Below are 17,390 nucleotides of genomic sequence, written 5' to 3' on the forward strand. Positions count from 1 at the left end.
CCCCGCGGCCTGCGATGGACTAGCGTCGAGGGTCATGAGCTCTGCCGAACCGGCTCCGTTCCAGGCGGCGGTCGCGGCGATGAATGCCGCCGAGGTGCGCCGGGAGATCGAGCTCGGCCCCATCCGGCCGCCGCAGCGGCTCGCACCGTTCAGCTACGCCCTGGGCGCGGAGGTGCGGCATCCGGACACCGACATCGTGCCGGAGCGGTCCGAAGGTGACGCGTTCGGACGGCTGATCCTGCTCTACGACCCCGAGGGCGCGGAGGCGTGGGACGGCACCATGCGCCTGGTGGCCTACATTCAGGCCGACCTGGACTCCAGCGAAGCCGTCGACCCCCTGTTGCCAGAGGTCGCCTGGAGCTGGCTGGTGGATGCGCTGGAGGCGCGGGCTGGAGCCGCCACCGCGCTGGGCGGCACGGTCACCGCCACGACGTCGGTGCGATACGGCGACATCTCGGGTCCGCCGCGGGCACACCAGCTGGAGCTGCGAGCCTCGTGGACGGCCATCACGCCGGAGCTCAACGTGCATGTGCAGGCGTTCTGCGAGGTGCTCGAGCATGCGGCGGGGCTGCCGCCGGTGGGGGTCACCGACCTGGGGTCGCGTTCGCGGGCGTGAGTGTCGCGGAACCCGAGCGGGTGGGCTCGGACATCGAAGAGCCCGAACCGATGCCATTGCTTCACCCATCGGACGGCGTGCCGAAGCTGTCCGCGTCTGCCGACGAAATCGCATCTGCCGCTGAGCTTTTGGCGTCCGGGCACGGCCCATTCGCCGTCGACGCAGAACGTGCGTCGGGATTCCGCTACAGCAACCGGGCCTATCTGATCCAGATTCGGCGCGCTGGTGCAGGCACGGTGTTGGTGGATCCGGTCGCAGCCGACGGTGACCCCACCGAAAATCTGCGCCCGGTCGCGGAGGTGCTGAGCACCGACACCTGGGTCCTGCACGCCGCAGACCAGGACCTGCCCTGTCTGGCCGAGCTGGGCATGCGGCCACCCGCCCTCTACGACACCGAGCTGGCGGGCCGGCTCGCCGGATACGACAGGGTGAACCTTGCCGCCATGGTGAGCCGACTGCTGGGGCTCGGGCTGGCGAAAGGTCACGGCGCCGCCGATTGGTCGAAACGGCCGCTCCCGCCGGCGCTGCTGAACTACGCGGCCCTGGACGTCGAGGTGTTGCTGGACCTGAAGAACGCCGTCGAGCAGGTGCTGGCGGAGCAAGGCAAGACGCAGTGGGCGCAGCAGGAATTCGACTACCTGCTGACGATGGAGCCTGCCCCGCCGCGGCGGGACCGGTGGCGCCGGACATCGGGCATCCACAAGGTGCGGGATGCGAGGGCGCTGACCGCGGTTCGAGAGCTGTGGACTGTGCGCGACGAGATCGCCCGTCGCCGAGACATCGCCCCCGGCCGGATCCTGCCCGACTCGGCGATCATCGAGGCCGCGGTCGCCGACCCGAAGACCGTCGCAGAGCTGACCGCCCTGCCGGTCTTCCGCGGCCCGCGCCAGCGGCGCAACGCATCGGTGTGGCTCGCGGCGCTCGCCCGGGCCCGGGAAAACCCTGAGCAGCTGACGAATTCCGAACCGCCGAACGGACCTCCCCCGGTGTCTCGCTGGCATCGGCGCAAGCCGGAAGCGGCGGCCCGATTGCAAGCGGCGCGCGAAGGCCTGGGCGCCCTGTCCGAGCGGGTCGGTGTGCCGACCGAGAACCTGCTGTCGCCTGATCTGTTGAAGCGGCTGTGCTGGGACTGGCCCGGCGGGACCGCGGCCGATATCGACACGTTCCTGCGCGACGGCGGCGCGCGGCCATGGCAGCGAGAGCTCGTCGTTCCGGCGCTCGCGGCGGCGTTGACCTGAACTCAGCCAAACAGATACCTACCTTGTGCCAACCGCGGTAGCTGGTCATCACCCAGCGCGGTCAGGCAGAAGCCCCAAACTTGTTCAACCACATCGCCTTCCATGTTGCCGACGTATGCGTAGTGGTAGAACACCGATCCGATCAGTGAGGCAGGCCCTGTTGCCCCACTGATCGCGGACATCACCTGACCGTGGCGAGGTCCCTACTCGAACTTGTCTGCGCCGCTTGGGTTTTCGGCGCGCTCGACGTCGGTCGTCCCCAGCGCGGCCACCCAGCCGGTGATCTGCCGGGCGATGTCCTGATCGGTGAGCCCCACCTCGGCGAGCACCTCCTTGCGCGATGCGTGCGCCAGGAACTGTTGCGGCACACCGACATCGCGGCACGGCACGTCGACCTCGGCGCGCCGCAGCGCCGCCGACACCGCGGAGCCGACACCACCGGACACGCCGTGGTCTTCGATCGTGACGACGAGCTTGTGACCGACCGCCAGCTCGCGGATCGCGTCGGGTACCGGCAGGACCCAGCGCGGGTCCACCACCGTGACGCCGATGCCCTGGTTGCGCAGCCGCTCGGCCACCGACAGCGCCGTCGGTGCGAACGCGCCGACCGCCACCAGCAGCACGTCCGCGGACAACCCAGCCGCGGGCTCGGCGAGCACATCGACACCGCCGACTCGACGGAGCGCTGGAATGTCCTCTCCCACATCGCCTTTGGGGAAGCGCAGTGCGGTGGGACCGTCGTCGACGTCCAACGCCTCGCCGAGCTCCTCGCGCAGCCGGGCGGCGTCACGGGGCGCGGCCACCCGCATGCCGGGGACAATGCCCAGAATCGACAGATCCCAGGTGCCGTTGTGGCTGGCGCCGTCGTTGCCGGTGATGCCGGCCCGATCCAGCACCATGGTCACCGGCAGCTTGTGCAGCGCGACGTCCATCATGATCTGGTCGAACGCCCGGTTCAGGAATGTGGAGTAAACCGCCACCACGGGATGCAGGCCGCCCATCGCCAGCCCCGCGGCGGAGGTCAGCGCATGTTGCTCGGCGATCCCGACGTCGAACAGCCGGTCCGGGAAGCGCTCGCCGAACTTGGACAATCCGGTGGGTCCGGGCATCGCAGCGGTGATCGCCACGATGTCGCGGCGCTGGGCGCCGTAGGCCACCAGTGCGTCGGCGAACGTCGACGTCCAGCCCGGCGCGGCCACCGCGGTGGACAGTCCGGTGTGCACGTCGATGACCCCGCAGGAGTGCATCTGCTCGGCTTCGTCGTTCTCGGCCGGCGCGTATCCCATGCCCTTGCGGGTGACCACGTGCACGATCACCGGCCCGCCATAGCCGCGGGCGCTGCGCAACGCGGTCTCGACGGCGTGTTCGTCGTGTCCGTCGACCGGCCCGACGTACTTCAGCCCGAGGTCGGTGAACATCACTTGCGGAGCCAGCGCGTCCTTGATGCCCACCTTCATGCTGTGCAGCGCCTGGTAGCACAACTCGCCGATCACCGGCATGCCGCGCACAGCGCGCCGGCCGCCTTCGAGCATCCGCTCGTAGCCGGGTTGCAGCCGCAGCCGAGCCAGGTGCTCGGCGAACCCGCCGATCGTCGGGGCGTAGCTGCGCCCGTTGTCGTTGACCACGATCACGATCGGGCGCCCGCCCGCCGCAATGTTGTTCAACGCCTCCCAACACATCCCGCCGGTCAGGGCGCCGTCCCCGACCACGGCGACCACATGGCGGTTGCGGTGGCCAGTCAGCTCAAAGGCCTTCGCCAGCCCGTCGGCGTACGACAGCGCCGACGACGCGTGGCTGGACTCCACCCAGTCGTGGTCGCTTTCGGCCCGGCTCGGATAGCCCGACAGGCCGTCCTTCTTGCGCAGGGTGTCGAACCGGTGCGCGCGACCGGTCAGCATCTTGTGCACGTACGCCTGATGGCCGGTGTCGAAGATAAGCGGGTCGTGCGGCGAATCGAAGACGCGGTGCAGGGCCAGCGTCAGCTCCACCACCCCGAGGTTCGGCCCCAGATGCCCGCCGGTGGCAGCGACCTTGTGGATCAGAAACTGCCGGATCTCGTCGGCAAGGTCGGTGAGCTGCTTTTGCGAGAGACGTTGCAGATCTGCAGGACCGCGGATCTGTTCCAGCATTCCGCCAGTGTACGCACGGACGCCGGCCGCAAGTCTGCTATGACGAGGCGGCCGTAAGGATTGCGACGCATTCCACATGGTGGGTCAGCGGGAACGCGTCGAACACCCGCAGCTGCTCCACAGCAAACCCATGCTGACGGTAAAGCGCGACGTCGCGGGCGAACGAGGCAACTTCACAGCCGAAGTGGATCACCCGCGCCACCCCGCTGTCGGCCAGCAGCTTGATCACCTCCTTGGCGGCGCCGGCGCGCGGCGGGTCGAGCACTGCGACGTCGGGCCGCTCACGCAGGCCGGTCAGCACTTTGCGCACCGATCCGTTGACCACCTGCACCTGCGGCAGGTCGGCCAGCGCCCGGGCAGCCGCCGACGACGCCGAGCGCGACATGTCGACGGACAGCACCTGGCCGATCTCGCCGACACCGTCGGCCAGCACCGCCGCGAACAGCCCGACGCCGCCGTACAGATCCCAGGCCGTCATCCCCCGAGCCAGGTCGGCCCAGTCGGCGAGCAGTTCGCTGTACACCCGGGCCGCGTCGCGGTGGGCCTGCCAAAAACCGGTCACCGGAACAAGCCAGGTCCGCTCGCCCACCCGCTGCACCGATTCGCGGCTGCCCTGCACCACGCGGAAGTCGGGTCGCGGAAACCCCCGGCCGCGCGGCCCCCGGCCTACCCACGGACCTGCGCTGACCACGTGCCGCTGCCCGTCGTCGTCGAGCACCACATGCACCTCGGCGCGCGACTCGAACGTGCGGTCGACGACGCCGTCGAGCATGCGCGGCGGCAACTGTCCGCAGTCGGGCGCGGTCACCAGATCGTTGGAGTGATAGCGGTGATAGCCGACCCGGCCGTGCATGTCGACGGCCAGCCGAGCTCGGGTGCGCCAGCCCGTCGCCTCGCCGATCCCCACGCGCTCGGCGACGAGCTGCCCAGGGTTCAAGCCGGCGAGATGCTCGAGCTGGTTCGCCACCACCTGACCCTTGAGGACGCGGGCAGCGTCGGGATCGGCGAACGCCAGGTCGCAGCACCCGGCACCCTGCGGCCCGGCGACCGGGCACAGCGACTCGATCCGGTGCGGCGACGGGTCGACGACCTCGACGGCCTCGGCGTGCCAGTACGCGTGCTTGTCGGCGGTGATCCGCACCCGCACGGTTTCGCCCGGCAGCGCGTAGCGGACGAACACCACGCGGCCCTCGTGGCGCGCCACGCAGCTGCCGCCGTTGGCGGGCGCGCCGACAGTGAGCGTGAGTTCGGTCAATCGAGGATTCCGCGGCGGGCGTCACCGGGCGCGCTGTGCGGCTGCAGCGTCTTGAGGCGCTCGGAGGAGCTGAGCTGCCACGGCACCGATGTCACCATGACGCCCGGTTCGAACAGCAACCGGCCTTTCAGCCGCAGCGCGCTCTGGTTGTGCAGCACGTGTTCCCACCAGTGGCCCACGACGTACTCGGGAATGAACACGGTGACCACCGTGCGCGGCGACTCCTGCCTGAGCCGCTTGACGTAGTCGATCACCGGCCGGGTGATCTCGCGGTACGGCGACGCAATCACCTTGAGCGGCACCGTGATATCGCTTTCTTCCCACTTGTGCACCAGGTCGCGGGTCTCGTCGTCGTCGACGTTGACCGTGATCGCCTCCAGCGTGTCGGGCCGGGTGGCCCGCGCGTAGGCCAGCGCACGCAGCGTCGGCAAGTGCAGATTCGACACCAGCACCACCGCATGGTTGCGGCTGGGCAGCACCACGTCGCCCTGCTGCTCCAACTGGTCGGCCAGTTCGCGACTCACCGTGTCGTAATGGCGGTGAATCATCTTCATCAGTACGAAGAGTCCCGACATCGCAAGGATCGCGATCCACGCGCCCGCCACGAACTTCGTCAGCACCACGATGATCAGAACCGTGCCAGTGCACAGAAACCCGACGGTGTTGATCACCCGGGAGCGCTGCATCCGCCGGCGCTCCGCGGCGTCCTCCTCAGCGCGCAACAAACGGGTCCAGTGCAGCACCATCCCGATCTGGCTCAGCGTGAACGAAACGAACACCCCGACGATGTAGAGCTGGATCAGCGCAGTCACCTCGGCGCGGAACGCGACGACGAACGCGATCGCGGCGAACGCCAGGAACAGGATGCCGTTGGAGAACGCCAGGCGGTCGCCGCGGGTGTGCAGCTGGCGCGGAAGGTAGCGGTCCTGCGCGAGAATCGAACCCAGCACCGGGAAACCGTTGAACGCGGTGTTGGCGGCCAGGACCAAGATCAGCGCGGTGACGCCGGCGATCAAGAACAGCCCCGGCGGGAAGTCGTGGAACACCGATTCCGCGAGCTGGGCGATCAGCGTCTTTTGGTGGTAGTCGGCCGGTGCGCCGATCAGCTGTTCGTGCGGCCGCTCGGCGATTTTGGCGCCGGTGGCCTTGGCCAGCAGGATGATCCCCAAGAACAACGTGACGGCGATGAGGCCGAGCATCAGTAGCGTGGTTGCGGCATTGCGCGACTTCGGTTTTCGGAACGCCGGCACGCCGTTGCTGATCGCCTCCACACCGGTCAGCGCGGCGCAGCCGGACGAAAACGCCCGTGCTACAAGGAACGTCAATGCAAAGCCCATGATGTCGGTGTGTTCGGCGTGCAGCTCGAAGCCGGCCGACTCGGCGCGCAGCGGCGTCTGCAAGACGTACAGCTGGAAGAAGCCCCAGCCGAGCATCAGGTACATGCCGATCATGAACGCGTAGGTGGGGATCGCGAACGCTGTGCCGGATTCCCGTATCCCGCGAAGGTTCGCCGACGCCAGGATCAGGATCGCGGCCACGGCGAACCCGGTTTTGTGCTGCGCGACGAACGGCAGCGCCGAGCCGATGTTGCTCATCGCCGACGACATCGACACCGCGACGGTCAGCACATAGTCGACCAGCAGTGCACTGGCGACGGTCAAGCCCGCGGTGCGCCCGAGGTTGGTGGTCACCACCTCGTAGTCACCGCCGCCGGACGGGTAGGCGTGCACGTTCTGGCGGTAGCTGGCGATCACCACGAGCATCACCGCGGCGACGGCCACACCGATCCACGGAGCCATCGAGTAGGCGGCCAGCCCGGCCACCGACAGCACCAGAAAGATCTCCTCCGGCGCGTACGCCACCGACGACAACGCATCGGAAGCGAACACCGGCAGCGCGATCCGCTTGGGCAGCAGCGTGTGCGCCAGTTTGTCACTGCGGAACGGCCGTCCCAGAAACAGCCGCCGGGCCGCGGTCGAAAGCTTGGACACGAGGACCAACACTATTCGCACCGGGCAGGTGGCTGTAGCGTTGTGCCCACAGTTGTGCGCGCCGCGGGAGGGGCTCCCAGCCACCGGAAAGGACGGAAGTTGCGCGTCGTGGTGATGGGATGCGGCCGCGTCGGCGCCTCGCTGGCCGACGGACTGGCCCGGATCGGCCACGACGTCGCCATCATCGACCGCGACAGCACGGCGTTCCACCGGCTATCGCCGGAATTCCCCGGCGAGCGGGTACTGGGCATGGGGTTCGACCGCGATGTGTTGCTGCGGTCCGGCATCGAAGAGGCCGGCGCGTTTGCGGCGGTGTCCTCCGGCGACAACTCGAACATCATTTCGGCGCGGGTGGCGCGCGAAACATTCGGCGTGCAGCGGGTGGTCGCCCGCATCTACGACGCCAAGCGCGCCGCGGTGTACGAGCGGCTGGGCATTCCCACGGTGGCCACCGTGCCGTGGACCACCGACCGGCTGCTGAACGTGCTGACCCGCGAGACCGAAACCACCAAGTGGCGCGACCCGTCGGGCAACGTCGGCGTGGCCGAGGTTGCGCTGCACGAGGACTGGGTGGGCCACCGCGTCACCGACCTGGAGGCGGCGACGGGCGCGCGGGTGGCGTTCATGATCCGGTTCGGCGGCGGTCTGCTGCCCGAGCCGAAAACCGTGATCCAGGCCGGCGATCAGGTGTACATCGCGGCGATCGCAGGACGCATCGCGGAGGCGATGGCCATTGCGGCACTTCCCCCCAGTGAGGACTTGGGTCCATGAAAGTCGCCATCGCCGGGGCCGGCGCCGTCGGGCGCTCGATCGCTCGCGAGCTCATCGAGAACGACCACGAGATCATGCTGCTGGAGCGCAATCCCGAGCACATCGACGTCGACGCAATCCCGGCGGCCCGCTGGCATCTCGGCGACGCCTGCGAATTGTCGCTGCTGGAATCGGTGCACTTGGAGGAGTACGACGTCGTCGTCGCTGCGACCGGTGACGACAAGGCCAACGTGGTGGTGAGCCTGCTGGCCAAGACCGAGTTCGCGGTGCCGCGAGTAGTCGCGCGGGTCAACGACCCCCGCAACGAGTGGCTGTTCGACGACGCGTGGGGCGTCGACGTCGCCGTGTCCACGCCGCGAATGCTGGCCTCACTCGTCGAGGAAGCGGTTGCGGTCGGAGATCTGGTGCGGCTCATGGAATTCCGGCAGGGCCAAGCCAACCTGGTGGAGATCACCCTGCCCGACAACACCCCGTGGGGCGGCAGGCCGGTGCGCAAGCTGGAGCTGCCCCGCGACGCTGCGCTGGTGACCATCCTGCGCGGTCCGCGGGTGATCGTGCCCGAGGCCGACGAGCCGCTGGAAGGCGGTGACGAGCTGCTGTTCGTGGCGACCACAGAGGTCGAAGACGAACTGCGCAAGCTGCTGCTGCCAGAGGTGTAGTCGTCGAGAGCGACGTTGTGTCGGTTGCTAATCGACCTATTCCTGCAGAACGTCACTTTCGCGCTGTTCGGCGTCGTGCACCGCGCGCTGGGCGATCCGGATCGGGAAATACATCGACAGCGCGGCGAGGATCGTCAGCGGCCATCCCATCGCGATCCGCGCCACGCCGAGCCAGTTGGTCTGGCCCAAGTCGTACAGGTAATGCTGCACGAGGAATCGCGACAAGAACACGCCCACCCAGATCAGTGTCGCAATGTCGTAGGCCCACACCGCTTTTCGCACCTTGCGCCAGCTGGAGTCGTGCTCCTTGATGACGCTCCAGATGTAACCCACGATCGGCCGGCGCACCACGACCGAAATCGCGAACACCGCGGCCCAGAACAACGAGCTCCAAATGCCCAACAGGAAATAGCTTTTGCTCTCCCCCATCACATATGCGATCACCGCGCAGATGGCTACGCCGAGGAACCCTTGCACCGCAGGCTGCACGCTTTCCCGCCGGAACAGCCTCCAGACAAGGATCAACGCTGCGACCGCAAGCGCGGAAATGATCGCCGGCATCAGGCCGAACGCCGTTGACACCGGGACGAAAACCACCACCGGCAGTGAGGAGTAGACCAGCCCGCTGACCCCGCCCATCTGGGCCAGCAGCTGCCGCGGAACGTCGCGCTTTTCTTTCACACGAATTTCGCGGTCGAGGTCGCTCAACGCTGGATTTCGTAGTGGGGGTTGTAAATGGCCTTGGATCCGTTTTCGAGCTTGCCCAGCCGACCGTGCACTCGCAGGGTGCGTCCGGGTTCGATGCCCGCGATCCGCCGCTGGCCCAGCCACACCAGCGTCACCACGTCGGTGCCGTCGAACAGCTCGGCTTTGACCCCGCCGGCGCACCCCTTCGCATTGGTTTCCACACTGCGCAGCGTGCCGACCATGGTGACTTCCTGACCGCGCTGACAGTCGATCGCCCGCTGGGCGCCGGTACTCGCCGCTTCGTCGGTGAGCTCTTCGGCGTCGAGTTGCTCGGGGTCTTCGGTCAGCCGACGAGTGAGCCGTTTCAGTATTCCGTCGGCCCTGCCATCGGCCACAGCCATGACCCGCTCCTGACACGTCTGTGTGTTTGCATCCTGCCCCCGCAACGGTAGACCTCTTGAAGTCGATCTGCCATGTGACCTAGGAGTTGCTGTGCGTGTCGCGCAGCGAGGCAGGCAGGATCGAACAGTGGCGGTCGACCTGCGCGGAGTGTGCACGGTGCTGCTGCCCGGCACCGGTTCCGACGACGACTACGTCTACCGGGCCTTTTCCCCGTCGTTGCATCGGGCCGGCGCACGGGTCGTCCCGGTGGCACCGCGGCCGGGCGGCCTGGTCGCCGGCTACCTCGCCGCGCTGGACGACGCGGCGGCCGACGGTCCGATAGCCGTCGGCGGCGTGTCGATCGGCGCAGCGGTCGCGGTGGCGTGGGCGCTTGCTCACGCGCGCCGCGCGGTGGCGGTGATGGCGGCGTTGCCGGCCTGGACCGGCTCGCCGGCGACCGCGCCCGCCGCCCTGGCCGCCCGTCAGTCGGCGCTCGTGCTGCGACGTGACGGCCTGGCCGCAGCGACGGCTCAGATGCGTGCGTCGAGCCCGCCATGGCTTGCCGACGAACTCGCCCGCTCCTGGGCTGCGCAGTGGCCGGCACTGCCCGACGCCATGGAAGAGGCGGCCGGCTACGTCGCACCCACCTGCGCGCAGCTCGAAGGGCTGACTGTCCCGTTGGGTGTCGTGGGTGCCGTGGATGACCCGGTGCATCCGGTGGACGTGGCTGTCCAGTGGGCTACCGCGGCGCCGAGGGCAGCCTTGCGCACGGTGACCCTGGACCAATTCGGTGCCGACCCCTCAGCGCTCGGGGCGGCGTGCCTGGCCGCACTCAACGAAGCCTGAGCGCGCTAAGCGCCGCCCATCGAGGTACGCAGCTGCTGCATCGCCGAGCCGGGCGCGGTGCGGCGCGCCGTGGGCTGCGGCGGTTCGTCCTGCTGCTGAGGTTGCTGCTGAGCTTGCTGGGCGGCGGCCTGCTGCTCGGCCGCGGCCCGCAATTGGGCGGCCATCACCTCGGGCAGCTGCACCGGCAGCGGCGTGCGCACCGGCAGCGGCGTGTCGCCTCGGCGAACCACCGTGTCGGCCAACGCATTGCGGGCCTCGGCCGCAAGCGCGTCGATGGTCTGGTCCGGTCCGTTGACCACGCAGCGGACCATCCACCGGTAGCCGTCCACTCCGATGAACCGCACGGTGCCGTTTCCGACGCCCACCACTTCGCGGCCCCACGGGCCGGACTCGATCGACACTTTCGCGCCGTCTTTGCGCAGCGCCTCGGCCAGCTCCGTGGCGACCTCTCGCCACAACCCGGTGCTCTTCGGCGCGGCGTAGGCCGCGATCGTGAACCGCCCGTTGGGCGTGACAACCCAGACCGCGCTCGGCACGCCCATTTCGGTGACGTCGACTTGAAGCTGGCCGGTTTCAGGCACCGGTATCAGAACCGAGCCCAGGTCGAGTCGCGCGACTTCGGCCTGCGCCGGGTCGTCGAAGTCTTCGATGTCGAACGGCCCGTCGACGTCCGGGTCGATGGATTGATTGCCTTCTGCCATCACAAACTCGCATGTCCTCCGGAGGAGCCGTGCCCGCCCTCACCGCGCGTCGTCTGCGCCAGGCCGGCTTCGTCGAACGACGACACCTCGATCAATTCCGGCAATTCGACCCGCTGCACCAGCAGCTGGGCGATTCGGTCACCGCGGTGCACGACGATCGGCGTGCGGGGATCGAGGTTGATCAGCGCCACCTTGATCTCGCCGCGATAGCCGGCGTCGATGGTGCCGGGACTGTTGACAATCGAAAGTCCAACGCGCGCAGCCAATCCCGAGCGCGGATGCACCAGTCCCACCATCCCGTACGGGATGGCCACCGCGATGCCGGTGGATACCAGCGCCCGCTCGCCGGGACCGAGCTCGACGTCTTGTGCGCTATAGAGGTCGACACCGGCGTCGCCGTCGTGGGCTCGGCTGGGCATCGGCAAGTCGCGGTCCAAGCGCACGACCGCCAGACGGGTGGACACGACCCCAAAGACTACCCTTGGCCGGGTGTCGGCAAGCCCCGCAACGTCGCAATCGGTGCGCTATCGCGAGCGGTTGACGGTGCCGTGGTGGTGGTGGCCGCCGGCGTTCGGGCTGGCCGCGCTGGTGGCGCTGGAGGTCAACCAGGCGGCGCGCCAGCTTCCCGGCTGGGTGTCGTTCGCATTGCTTGGCGCCGTCGCCGCGGGCGTGTTGATCTGGTTCGGCCGCGTGGAAATTCGCGTGGTCGACGGCGCCGAGGGCGCCGAGCTGTGGGCCGGTCCGGCACACCTGCCGGCCGCGGTGGTCAGCCGCTTCGCAGAGATTCCGACATCGGCGAAATCGGCGGCGCTGGGTCGCCAACTCGATCCTGCGGCCTACGTTCTGCATCGACCGTGGGTCGGACCCATGGTGTTGCTCGTTCTCGACGACCCCGATGACCCGACGCCTTATTGGCTGGTGAGCAGTCGCCGCCCGGAGCGCGTGCTAACGGCGCTACAGCAGTCGCCTGCGCCCTGAGCGCCCTTAGGCCGCGCAGTCGGTACAGATCATCCGGCCGTCCTTTTCACTGGCCAGCCGGCTGCGATGGTGAACCAAAAAACAACTGGAACACGTGAACTCGTCGGCTTGCTTCGGAATGACGCGCACCGACAGCTCTTCCCCCGACAGATCCGCACCGGGCAGCTCGAAGGACTCGGCCGACTCCGACTCGTCGACGTCAACCACCGCCGACTGCGCCTCGTTGCGGCGCGCCTTGAGCTCCTCGAGTGAGTCCTCGGACACGTCGTCGGTCTCGGTACGCCGCGGGGCGTCGTAGTCCGTAGCCATCCCCTTGCCCCCTTATCTACTTATTGCAGCAGAGCTTTGTACCAGCCTCGAACGCATCCGCCAAACGATTCGTGCCCGGATTCCGAACTGTTCAACTGTGATTTACATCACACTCCTTACGGGAGTGTTGCGGATCACGTCGGCGCCTGCCTCTACAGTGCAGGGGTGGTCGCGCTCATCACCGAAGGCACCGCCTACGACCGGCACGGACGGCCGTTTCGGCGACGAAACTACACGCCGGCCATCATCGTCGGGGTGGTGCTGCTGCTCGCCACCACCGTCATCTGGGTAATCGCCCTGACCCGTCCTTCCGATGTGCATCAAGCCACCGCCTGCAATCCACCACCCGGGCCGAGCGACCCGTCGCAGCCGACGCTGGGCGAAGAAGTCTCGCGCGCCAATATGACCGACGTGGCGCCGGCCAAGTTGGCCGACGTGAAGGTCAGGGTGCTCAACGCCAGCGGGCAGGGCGGACAGGCCGCCACGGTGGCCGACGGCCTTCGCGATTTGGGCTTCGGTCAGCCCAGTGCCGACAACGACGCCGTCTACGCCAACACCAGGCTGGTGTGTCAAGGGCAGATCAGATTCGGTAAGGCCGGTCAGGCGGCCGCGGCGGCGGTCTGGCTGGTCGCGCCGTGCGTCGAGCTGTATCAGGACCAACGTCCCGACGACACGGTTGACTTGGCGCTGGGCACGGAGTTCAAGGCGCTGAGCCACAGCGACGACATCGACGCGATGCTGGCCAGCCTGCGACCTGAGGCGGCCGCACCGCCGGATCTTTCGCTGCTGCCGAAGATCCACGACAACTCGTGCTAGCCGTCGGGCAGCCGATCGTGGGCCCCTAGGCGCTCGAGCAGTTCGTGAAGTTCGGCAGCGATACCCGGTGCCGCCACCAACGTCAGGTCGGGCCCGTCGGCTTGCGGTAGCTGAACATGGGCGCCGGCTTCGGCGGCGATCAGCGCAGCGGCCGCCCAGTCCCAGCGGTTGAGCCCATGCTCGTAGTGGGCGTCCAGCAGGCCGCTGGCCACCATGCAGAGATCCAGCGCGGCCGAGCCTGCCCGGCGAATGTCGCGTACGCGGGGCAGCACGCCGGTCAGCACCTGGGCCTGAGCGGCGCGCCGCTGCGGTGAATACCCGAAGCCGGTGCCGACCAGTGCCATCGACAATTCGTGAAGCTCATTGCACTGCAAGGCTTTTGACAGTCCGTGTCCGTCGACCATGCGCGCCCCCAGCCCCCTGGCCGCGGAATACACCTGATTGCGCGTCACGTCGGCAACCGCGCCTGCCACCGACACGCCGCCGCGCTGGGCGGCCACAGACACCGCATAGGCGGGTATTCCGTACACGAAGTTGACCGTGCCGTCGATCGGGTCGAGCACCCAGGTGACCGCGTCAGCGTCGGCGTCGACGCCCGATCCGCCGCCCTCTTCCCCCAGCACCGGTTCGCCGGGACGCAGCCGGGCCAACCGGTCGCGCAGCCGCCGTTCGGTCTCGGTGTCCACCACGGTCACCGGATCGGTGCGCGTGCTCTTCGACTGCACCACGTCGTCGGAATCTTGCCGGCCGCCGCCGAAGACGTCGGCGCGACGAGCGCGCACGAACTCGGCCGCCTCCGCCGCCAGTTTCTCAGCCACCGAGCGCAGTTCGGCCGCGTCGTCGTCGCGTACGGTCACCGCAACATCGCAGCACGCGAATCCCGACTCGCGCCAGCGGCAGCCAGTAGGGTTGGGGTCGCGTCGACTGCCGCCGCCTCGCCCAGGAGTGCCCATGACCGCCACCGACACCCCGATCACCGACAGCGCAAGGCCCGCCGGCGCGCGTCGTCGCGGGTTCGGCGTGGACGTCGGCGGAAGCGGCGTCAAAGGCGGAATCGTGGACCTGCAGACCGGCCAGTTGATCGGCGACCGGTTCAAGCTGCCGACGCCGCAGCCGGCCACTCCCGAGGCCGTGGCCAAGACGATCGCGGCCGTGGTCAGGGAGTTCGGCTGGACCGAGCCGCTGGGCGTGACGTATCCCGGCGTGGTCACCAACGGCGTGATCCGCACGGCTGCCAATGTCGACAAGGCGTGGATCGGCCTCGAGGCCACGAAAGTGATCGGCGCGGCACTCGACGGGCAGCCGGTGACCGTGCTCAACGACGCCGACGCGGCGGGCCTGGCCGAAGAAAGGTTCGGGGCGGGCAAGGACCAGACCGGCGTCATCGTGCTGCTGACGTTCGGCACCGGTATCGGCTCGGCGGTGATCCACAACGGCGTGCTGCTGCCCAACACCGAATTCGGCCACATCGAAGTGGGCGGAATGGAGGCCGAGCACCGGGCTGCGTCGTCGGTGAAGGAAAAGCACGGCTGGAGCTACAAGCGCTGGGCGCCCGAAGTGACCAAAGTGCTGGTGGCGATCGAGAACGCAATCTGGCCGGATCTGTTCATCGCCGGCGGCGGCATCAGCCGCAAAGCCGACAAATGGATCCCACTGCTCAAGTGCCGCACCCCGGTGGTTGCAGCAGCGCTGCAGAACACAGCCGGAATCGTCGGCGCGGCAATGGCCGCAGAGGTCGATGTGACCAGCACAATCAGCCCGCTCAGCGGGGTTTGAGCGGGCACTGTCGTTACAATGGTCGTCGGCGGCCGCAAATCGAAGACAGCGGCGAGAATCAAAGACTGAAACAACACGCCGACATTCGACACAGCGCAAGGCAGCCGCAACTGGGCCGCTCCAGGTGAGGCCCCTGCGCAACGCTGGCGATGTCGGCAGACGCGAAAGGGTGTACGTGGCAGCGACGAAGGCAAGCCAGGCGACCGAAGAGCCGGCGAAGCGCACCGCTACCAAGACCCCCGCCAAGCGGACAGCGGCCAAGGCGTCCGCGCCGGCCAAGCGCGCGACGAAGGCGACGAAGACGGCTCATTCGAAGTCGACGGCGGCTAAGGCGCCCGATAAGGCAGCCGCGAAGGCAACCACCAAGCCCCGGACTGCCCGCGACGAGGCGGTTGAGGCCGAACCGGCCAAGGCGCCCTCGCGCAGCCGGTCGAAGAAGGCGACGTCGCCGGAGTCCGTCGACACCAAGGGCGCCGGCGTCGAAGACGCCGCCGAAGAACTCGACACCGATCTCGAACTCGAGGAGCCGGTCGACGACATCGTCGTCGACGATGCGGATCTAGAACTCGAGGACCTCGAAGAGGAAGTGGACGAGGACGCCGCCGAGGAGGCCGAGGAGGCCGAAGGCGAGAGCGAGACCGCCGAAGCGAGCGAGGAGTTGCCGGCCGCCGAGGACGACGAGATCGCCGAACCGAGCGAGAAGGACAAGGCGTCGGGCGACTTCGTCTGGGACGAAGAGGAATCCGAAGCGCTGCGCCAGGCCCGCAAGGATGCCGAACTGACCGCATCGGCCGACTCGGTGCGCGCCTACCTCAAGCAGATCGGCAAGGTGGCGCTGCTCAACGCCGAGGAGGAAGTGGAGCTGGCGAAGCGGATCGAGGCCGGCCTGTACGCCACGCAGCTGATGGCCGAGATGGCCGAGCGCGGCGAGAAGCTGCCCCCCGCTCAGCGTCGCGACATGATGTGGATCTGCCGTGACGGCGATCGTGCGAAAAACCATCTCCTCGAAGCGAACCTGCGACTCGTGGTGTCGCTGGCCAAGCGTTACACCGGCCGCGGCATGGCGTTCTTGGACCTCATCCAAGAGGGCAACCTCGGTTTGATCCGCGCGGTCGAAAAGTTCGACTACACAAAGGGTTACAAGTTCTCGACCTACGCCACCTGGTGGATCAGGCAGGCGATCACCCGCGCGATGGCCGATCAGGCGCGCACCATCCGTATTCCGGTGCACATGGTCGAGGTGATCAACAAGCTCGGCCGCATTCAGCGGGAACTGTTGCAGGACTTGGGCCGCGAGCCGACACCCGAAGAGCTGGCCAAGGAAATGGACATCACGCCCGAGAAGGTGCTGGAGATCCAGCAGTACGCGCGTGAACCGATCAGCTTGGACCAGACCATCGGCGACGAAGGCGACTCGCAGCTGGGCGATTTCATCGAAGACTCCGAGGCCGTAGTGGCCGTCGACGCGGTGAGCTTCACGCTGTTGCAGGATCAGCTTCAGTCGGTGCTGGAGACGCTGTCGGAGCGCGAGGCCGGCGTGGTGCGGCTGCGGTTCGGGCTCACCGACGGACAGCCGCGCACGCTCGACGAGATCGGTCAGGTGTACGGCGTCACGCGCGAACGCATCCGCCAGATCGAGAGCAAGACGATGTCAAAGTTGCGCCACCCCAGCCGTTCTCAGGTATTGCGCGACTACCTGGACTGAGCGCGCTGCTCAGCCGTTTCTGGTCAGGCCGATCACGACATCGGGTTGCTGCGGATTCGCGTAGTGAATGGTCAGAATCAACGAGCTGTTGTCGACTGACACCTGCGCGCCGTTCGAGTCGTTGCCCGTCCACGTATTGCCCTGCCGGCGCAGGTCCCACGCGTTGATATGTAGGCAATCGGGTCCGCATTCGGTTACGGGCCAGTTGACTGTGCCACCAACCTTTTTCCCCGACGCTCCTGGGTCGAGCATGGTCGCGGTGTAATTGCCGGGGGTCAGATCAGCCCATGCCGGGCTCGCCAGGCCAACCGCAGCACCGGCAAGCAAGGCCCCGATCGCTAGTCCTCGAGTAATCGTCGTCATTTCGCCGCCTCCTTCGCCCGAGACGTCTTTGTCAGGGGATGCGAAGCAGTATCACAAGCGATCGACAGCATTGTCTCAGCAATCAGCAAACCGTCCCGACAATTGTGTGGCGGCTTCTGCGTCGGCTATCAGCATTGCTGTTACACGACAGCAAACTATCGGCATTGCC

Annotated in this window: 20 protein-coding genes; 9 read left to right on the top strand and 11 right to left on the bottom strand. The window is 67.8% G+C overall.

What is annotated here, in order from left to right; genetic code table 11:
* Positions 1 to 34: 34 nt before the first annotated feature.
* Together AC5Y4N_RS09790 and AC5Y4N_RS09795 are read left to right on the top strand one after the other, a co-directional pair.
* Positions 35 to 616, top strand: a complete 582-nt coding sequence (locus tag AC5Y4N_RS09790) for a DUF3000 domain-containing protein (protein WP_499910552.1) — start codon at positions 35 to 37, stop codon at positions 614 to 616.
* A gap of 50 nt (positions 617 to 666) precedes the next feature.
* Complete coding sequence (locus AC5Y4N_RS09795) at positions 667 to 1,854, top strand: HRDC domain-containing protein (RefSeq protein ID WP_499910647.1); 1,188 nt, start codon at positions 667 to 669, stop codon at positions 1,852 to 1,854.
* A 2-nt stretch (positions 1,855 to 1,856) separates the two neighbouring features.
* Here the strand turns inward: AC5Y4N_RS09795 and AC5Y4N_RS09800 are convergent, their stop codons facing one another.
* Genes AC5Y4N_RS09800 through AC5Y4N_RS09815 form a run of 4 tightly spaced genes read right to left on the bottom strand, consistent with a single transcriptional unit; the run spans position 1,857 to position 7,229 of the window.
* Positions 1,857 to 2,036: a hypothetical protein gene (locus AC5Y4N_RS09800; protein ID WP_499910550.1), complete on the bottom strand. Its 180-nt coding sequence runs from the start codon at positions 2,034 to 2,036 to the stop codon at positions 1,857 to 1,859.
* A 21-nt stretch (positions 2,037 to 2,057) separates the two neighbouring features.
* Positions 2,058 to 3,983: a 1-deoxy-D-xylulose-5-phosphate synthase gene (gene dxs / locus AC5Y4N_RS09805; protein WP_499910547.1), complete on the bottom strand. Its 1,926-nt coding sequence runs from the start codon at positions 3,981 to 3,983 to the stop codon at positions 2,058 to 2,060.
* Between the two features lie 37 nt (positions 3,984 to 4,020).
* A complete protein-coding gene (locus tag AC5Y4N_RS09810; RefSeq protein ID WP_499910545.1) occupies positions 4,021 to 5,238 on the bottom strand; it encodes a class I SAM-dependent RNA methyltransferase in 1,218 nt (405 codons plus the stop codon).
* A complete protein-coding gene (locus AC5Y4N_RS09815) occupies positions 5,235 to 7,229 on the bottom strand; it encodes an APC family permease (RefSeq protein WP_499910543.1) in 1,995 nt (664 codons plus the stop codon). The genes AC5Y4N_RS09810 and AC5Y4N_RS09815 overlap by 4 nt, the downstream gene beginning before the upstream one ends.
* Before the next feature lie 99 nt (positions 7,230 to 7,328).
* Between AC5Y4N_RS09815 and AC5Y4N_RS09820 the strand changes: the two genes are divergently transcribed.
* Together AC5Y4N_RS09820 and AC5Y4N_RS09825 are read left to right on the top strand one after the other, a co-directional pair.
* The gene (locus AC5Y4N_RS09820; protein WP_499910541.1) at positions 7,329 to 8,000 is read left to right on the top strand and encodes a potassium channel family protein; all 672 of its coding nucleotides are present in this window, start codon (positions 7,329 to 7,331) and stop codon (positions 7,998 to 8,000) included.
* Positions 7,997 to 8,659: a potassium channel family protein gene (locus AC5Y4N_RS09825; protein ID WP_499910538.1), complete on the top strand. Its 663-nt coding sequence runs from the start codon at positions 7,997 to 7,999 to the stop codon at positions 8,657 to 8,659. The genes AC5Y4N_RS09820 and AC5Y4N_RS09825 overlap by 4 nt, the downstream gene beginning before the upstream one ends.
* A gap of 36 nt (positions 8,660 to 8,695) precedes the next feature.
* On the opposite strand, the gene AC5Y4N_RS09830 is transcribed toward AC5Y4N_RS09825, so the two are convergent.
* Positions 8,696 to 9,298, bottom strand: a complete 603-nt coding sequence (locus AC5Y4N_RS09830; RefSeq protein WP_499910645.1) for a DUF3159 domain-containing protein — start codon at positions 9,296 to 9,298, stop codon at positions 8,696 to 8,698.
* Positions 9,299 to 9,363: 65 nt separating this feature from the next.
* Entirely contained in the window at positions 9,364 to 9,747 is a 384-nt protein-coding gene (locus AC5Y4N_RS09835; RefSeq protein ID WP_499910535.1) for an OB-fold nucleic acid binding domain-containing protein, read from the bottom strand.
* Between the two features lie 127 nt (positions 9,748 to 9,874).
* On the opposite strand from AC5Y4N_RS09835, the gene AC5Y4N_RS09840 reads away from it, so the two are divergent.
* Positions 9,875 to 10,573: an alpha/beta hydrolase gene (locus tag AC5Y4N_RS09840; protein WP_499910533.1), complete on the top strand. Its 699-nt coding sequence runs from the start codon at positions 9,875 to 9,877 to the stop codon at positions 10,571 to 10,573.
* A gap of 5 nt (positions 10,574 to 10,578) precedes the next feature.
* Here the strand turns inward: AC5Y4N_RS09840 and AC5Y4N_RS09845 are convergent, their stop codons facing one another.
* Together AC5Y4N_RS09845 and dut are read right to left on the bottom strand one after the other, a co-directional pair.
* Positions 10,579 to 11,274, bottom strand: coding sequence for a DUF3710 domain-containing protein (locus AC5Y4N_RS09845; RefSeq protein ID WP_499910531.1), 696 nt, complete (start codon positions 11,272 to 11,274; stop codon positions 10,579 to 10,581).
* Positions 11,274 to 11,738 (bottom strand): dUTP diphosphatase, encoded by a 465-nt coding sequence (gene dut, locus AC5Y4N_RS09850; RefSeq protein WP_499910529.1) that lies wholly within the window; start codon positions 11,736 to 11,738, stop codon positions 11,274 to 11,276. Before dut ends, AC5Y4N_RS09845 begins: the two co-directional genes overlap by 1 nt.
* A 25-nt stretch (positions 11,739 to 11,763) precedes the next feature.
* On the opposite strand from dut, the gene AC5Y4N_RS09855 reads away from it, so the two are divergent.
* Positions 11,764 to 12,252, top strand: coding sequence for a DUF3093 domain-containing protein (locus AC5Y4N_RS09855; protein WP_499910527.1), 489 nt, complete (start codon positions 11,764 to 11,766; stop codon positions 12,250 to 12,252).
* A gap of 6 nt (positions 12,253 to 12,258) precedes the next feature.
* Here the strand turns inward: AC5Y4N_RS09855 and AC5Y4N_RS09860 are convergent, their stop codons facing one another.
* Entirely contained in the window at positions 12,259 to 12,561 is a 303-nt protein-coding gene (locus AC5Y4N_RS09860) for a DUF4193 domain-containing protein (RefSeq protein ID WP_499910525.1), read from the bottom strand.
* A 165-nt stretch (positions 12,562 to 12,726) separates the two neighbouring features.
* Here AC5Y4N_RS09860 and cei point away from each other — a divergent pair, with 165 nt between their 5' ends.
* Positions 12,727 to 13,377, top strand: coding sequence for an envelope integrity protein Cei (gene cei, locus AC5Y4N_RS09865; RefSeq protein ID WP_499910523.1), 651 nt, complete (start codon positions 12,727 to 12,729; stop codon positions 13,375 to 13,377).
* Here cei and AC5Y4N_RS09870 read toward each other — a convergent pair.
* Positions 13,374 to 14,234: an inositol monophosphatase family protein gene (locus tag AC5Y4N_RS09870; protein WP_499910521.1), complete on the bottom strand. Its 861-nt coding sequence runs from the start codon at positions 14,232 to 14,234 to the stop codon at positions 13,374 to 13,376. The two genes, cei and AC5Y4N_RS09870, sit on opposite strands and share 4 nt — an antisense overlap.
* Positions 14,235 to 14,328: 94 nt before the next feature.
* Between AC5Y4N_RS09870 and ppgK the strand changes: the two genes are divergently transcribed.
* Positions 14,329 to 15,153 carry a polyphosphate--glucose phosphotransferase gene (gene ppgK / locus AC5Y4N_RS09875; RefSeq protein ID WP_499910519.1) on the top strand — a complete coding sequence of 275 codons (825 nt, stop codon included), beginning with the start codon at positions 14,329 to 14,331 and terminating at the stop codon, positions 15,151 to 15,153.
* Between the two features lie 175 nt (positions 15,154 to 15,328).
* A complete protein-coding gene (locus AC5Y4N_RS09880) occupies positions 15,329 to 16,858 on the top strand; it encodes an RNA polymerase sigma factor (protein ID WP_499910517.1) in 1,530 nt (509 codons plus the stop codon).
* A gap of 9 nt (positions 16,859 to 16,867) precedes the next feature.
* Here AC5Y4N_RS09880 and AC5Y4N_RS09885 read toward each other — a convergent pair whose 3' ends face one another.
* A complete protein-coding gene (locus tag AC5Y4N_RS09885; RefSeq protein ID WP_499910515.1) occupies positions 16,868 to 17,221 on the bottom strand; it encodes a hypothetical protein in 354 nt (117 codons plus the stop codon).
* Positions 17,222 to 17,390: the final 169 nt, after the last annotated feature.

The organism is Mycobacterium sp. NGS19, from assembly GCF_059813155.1.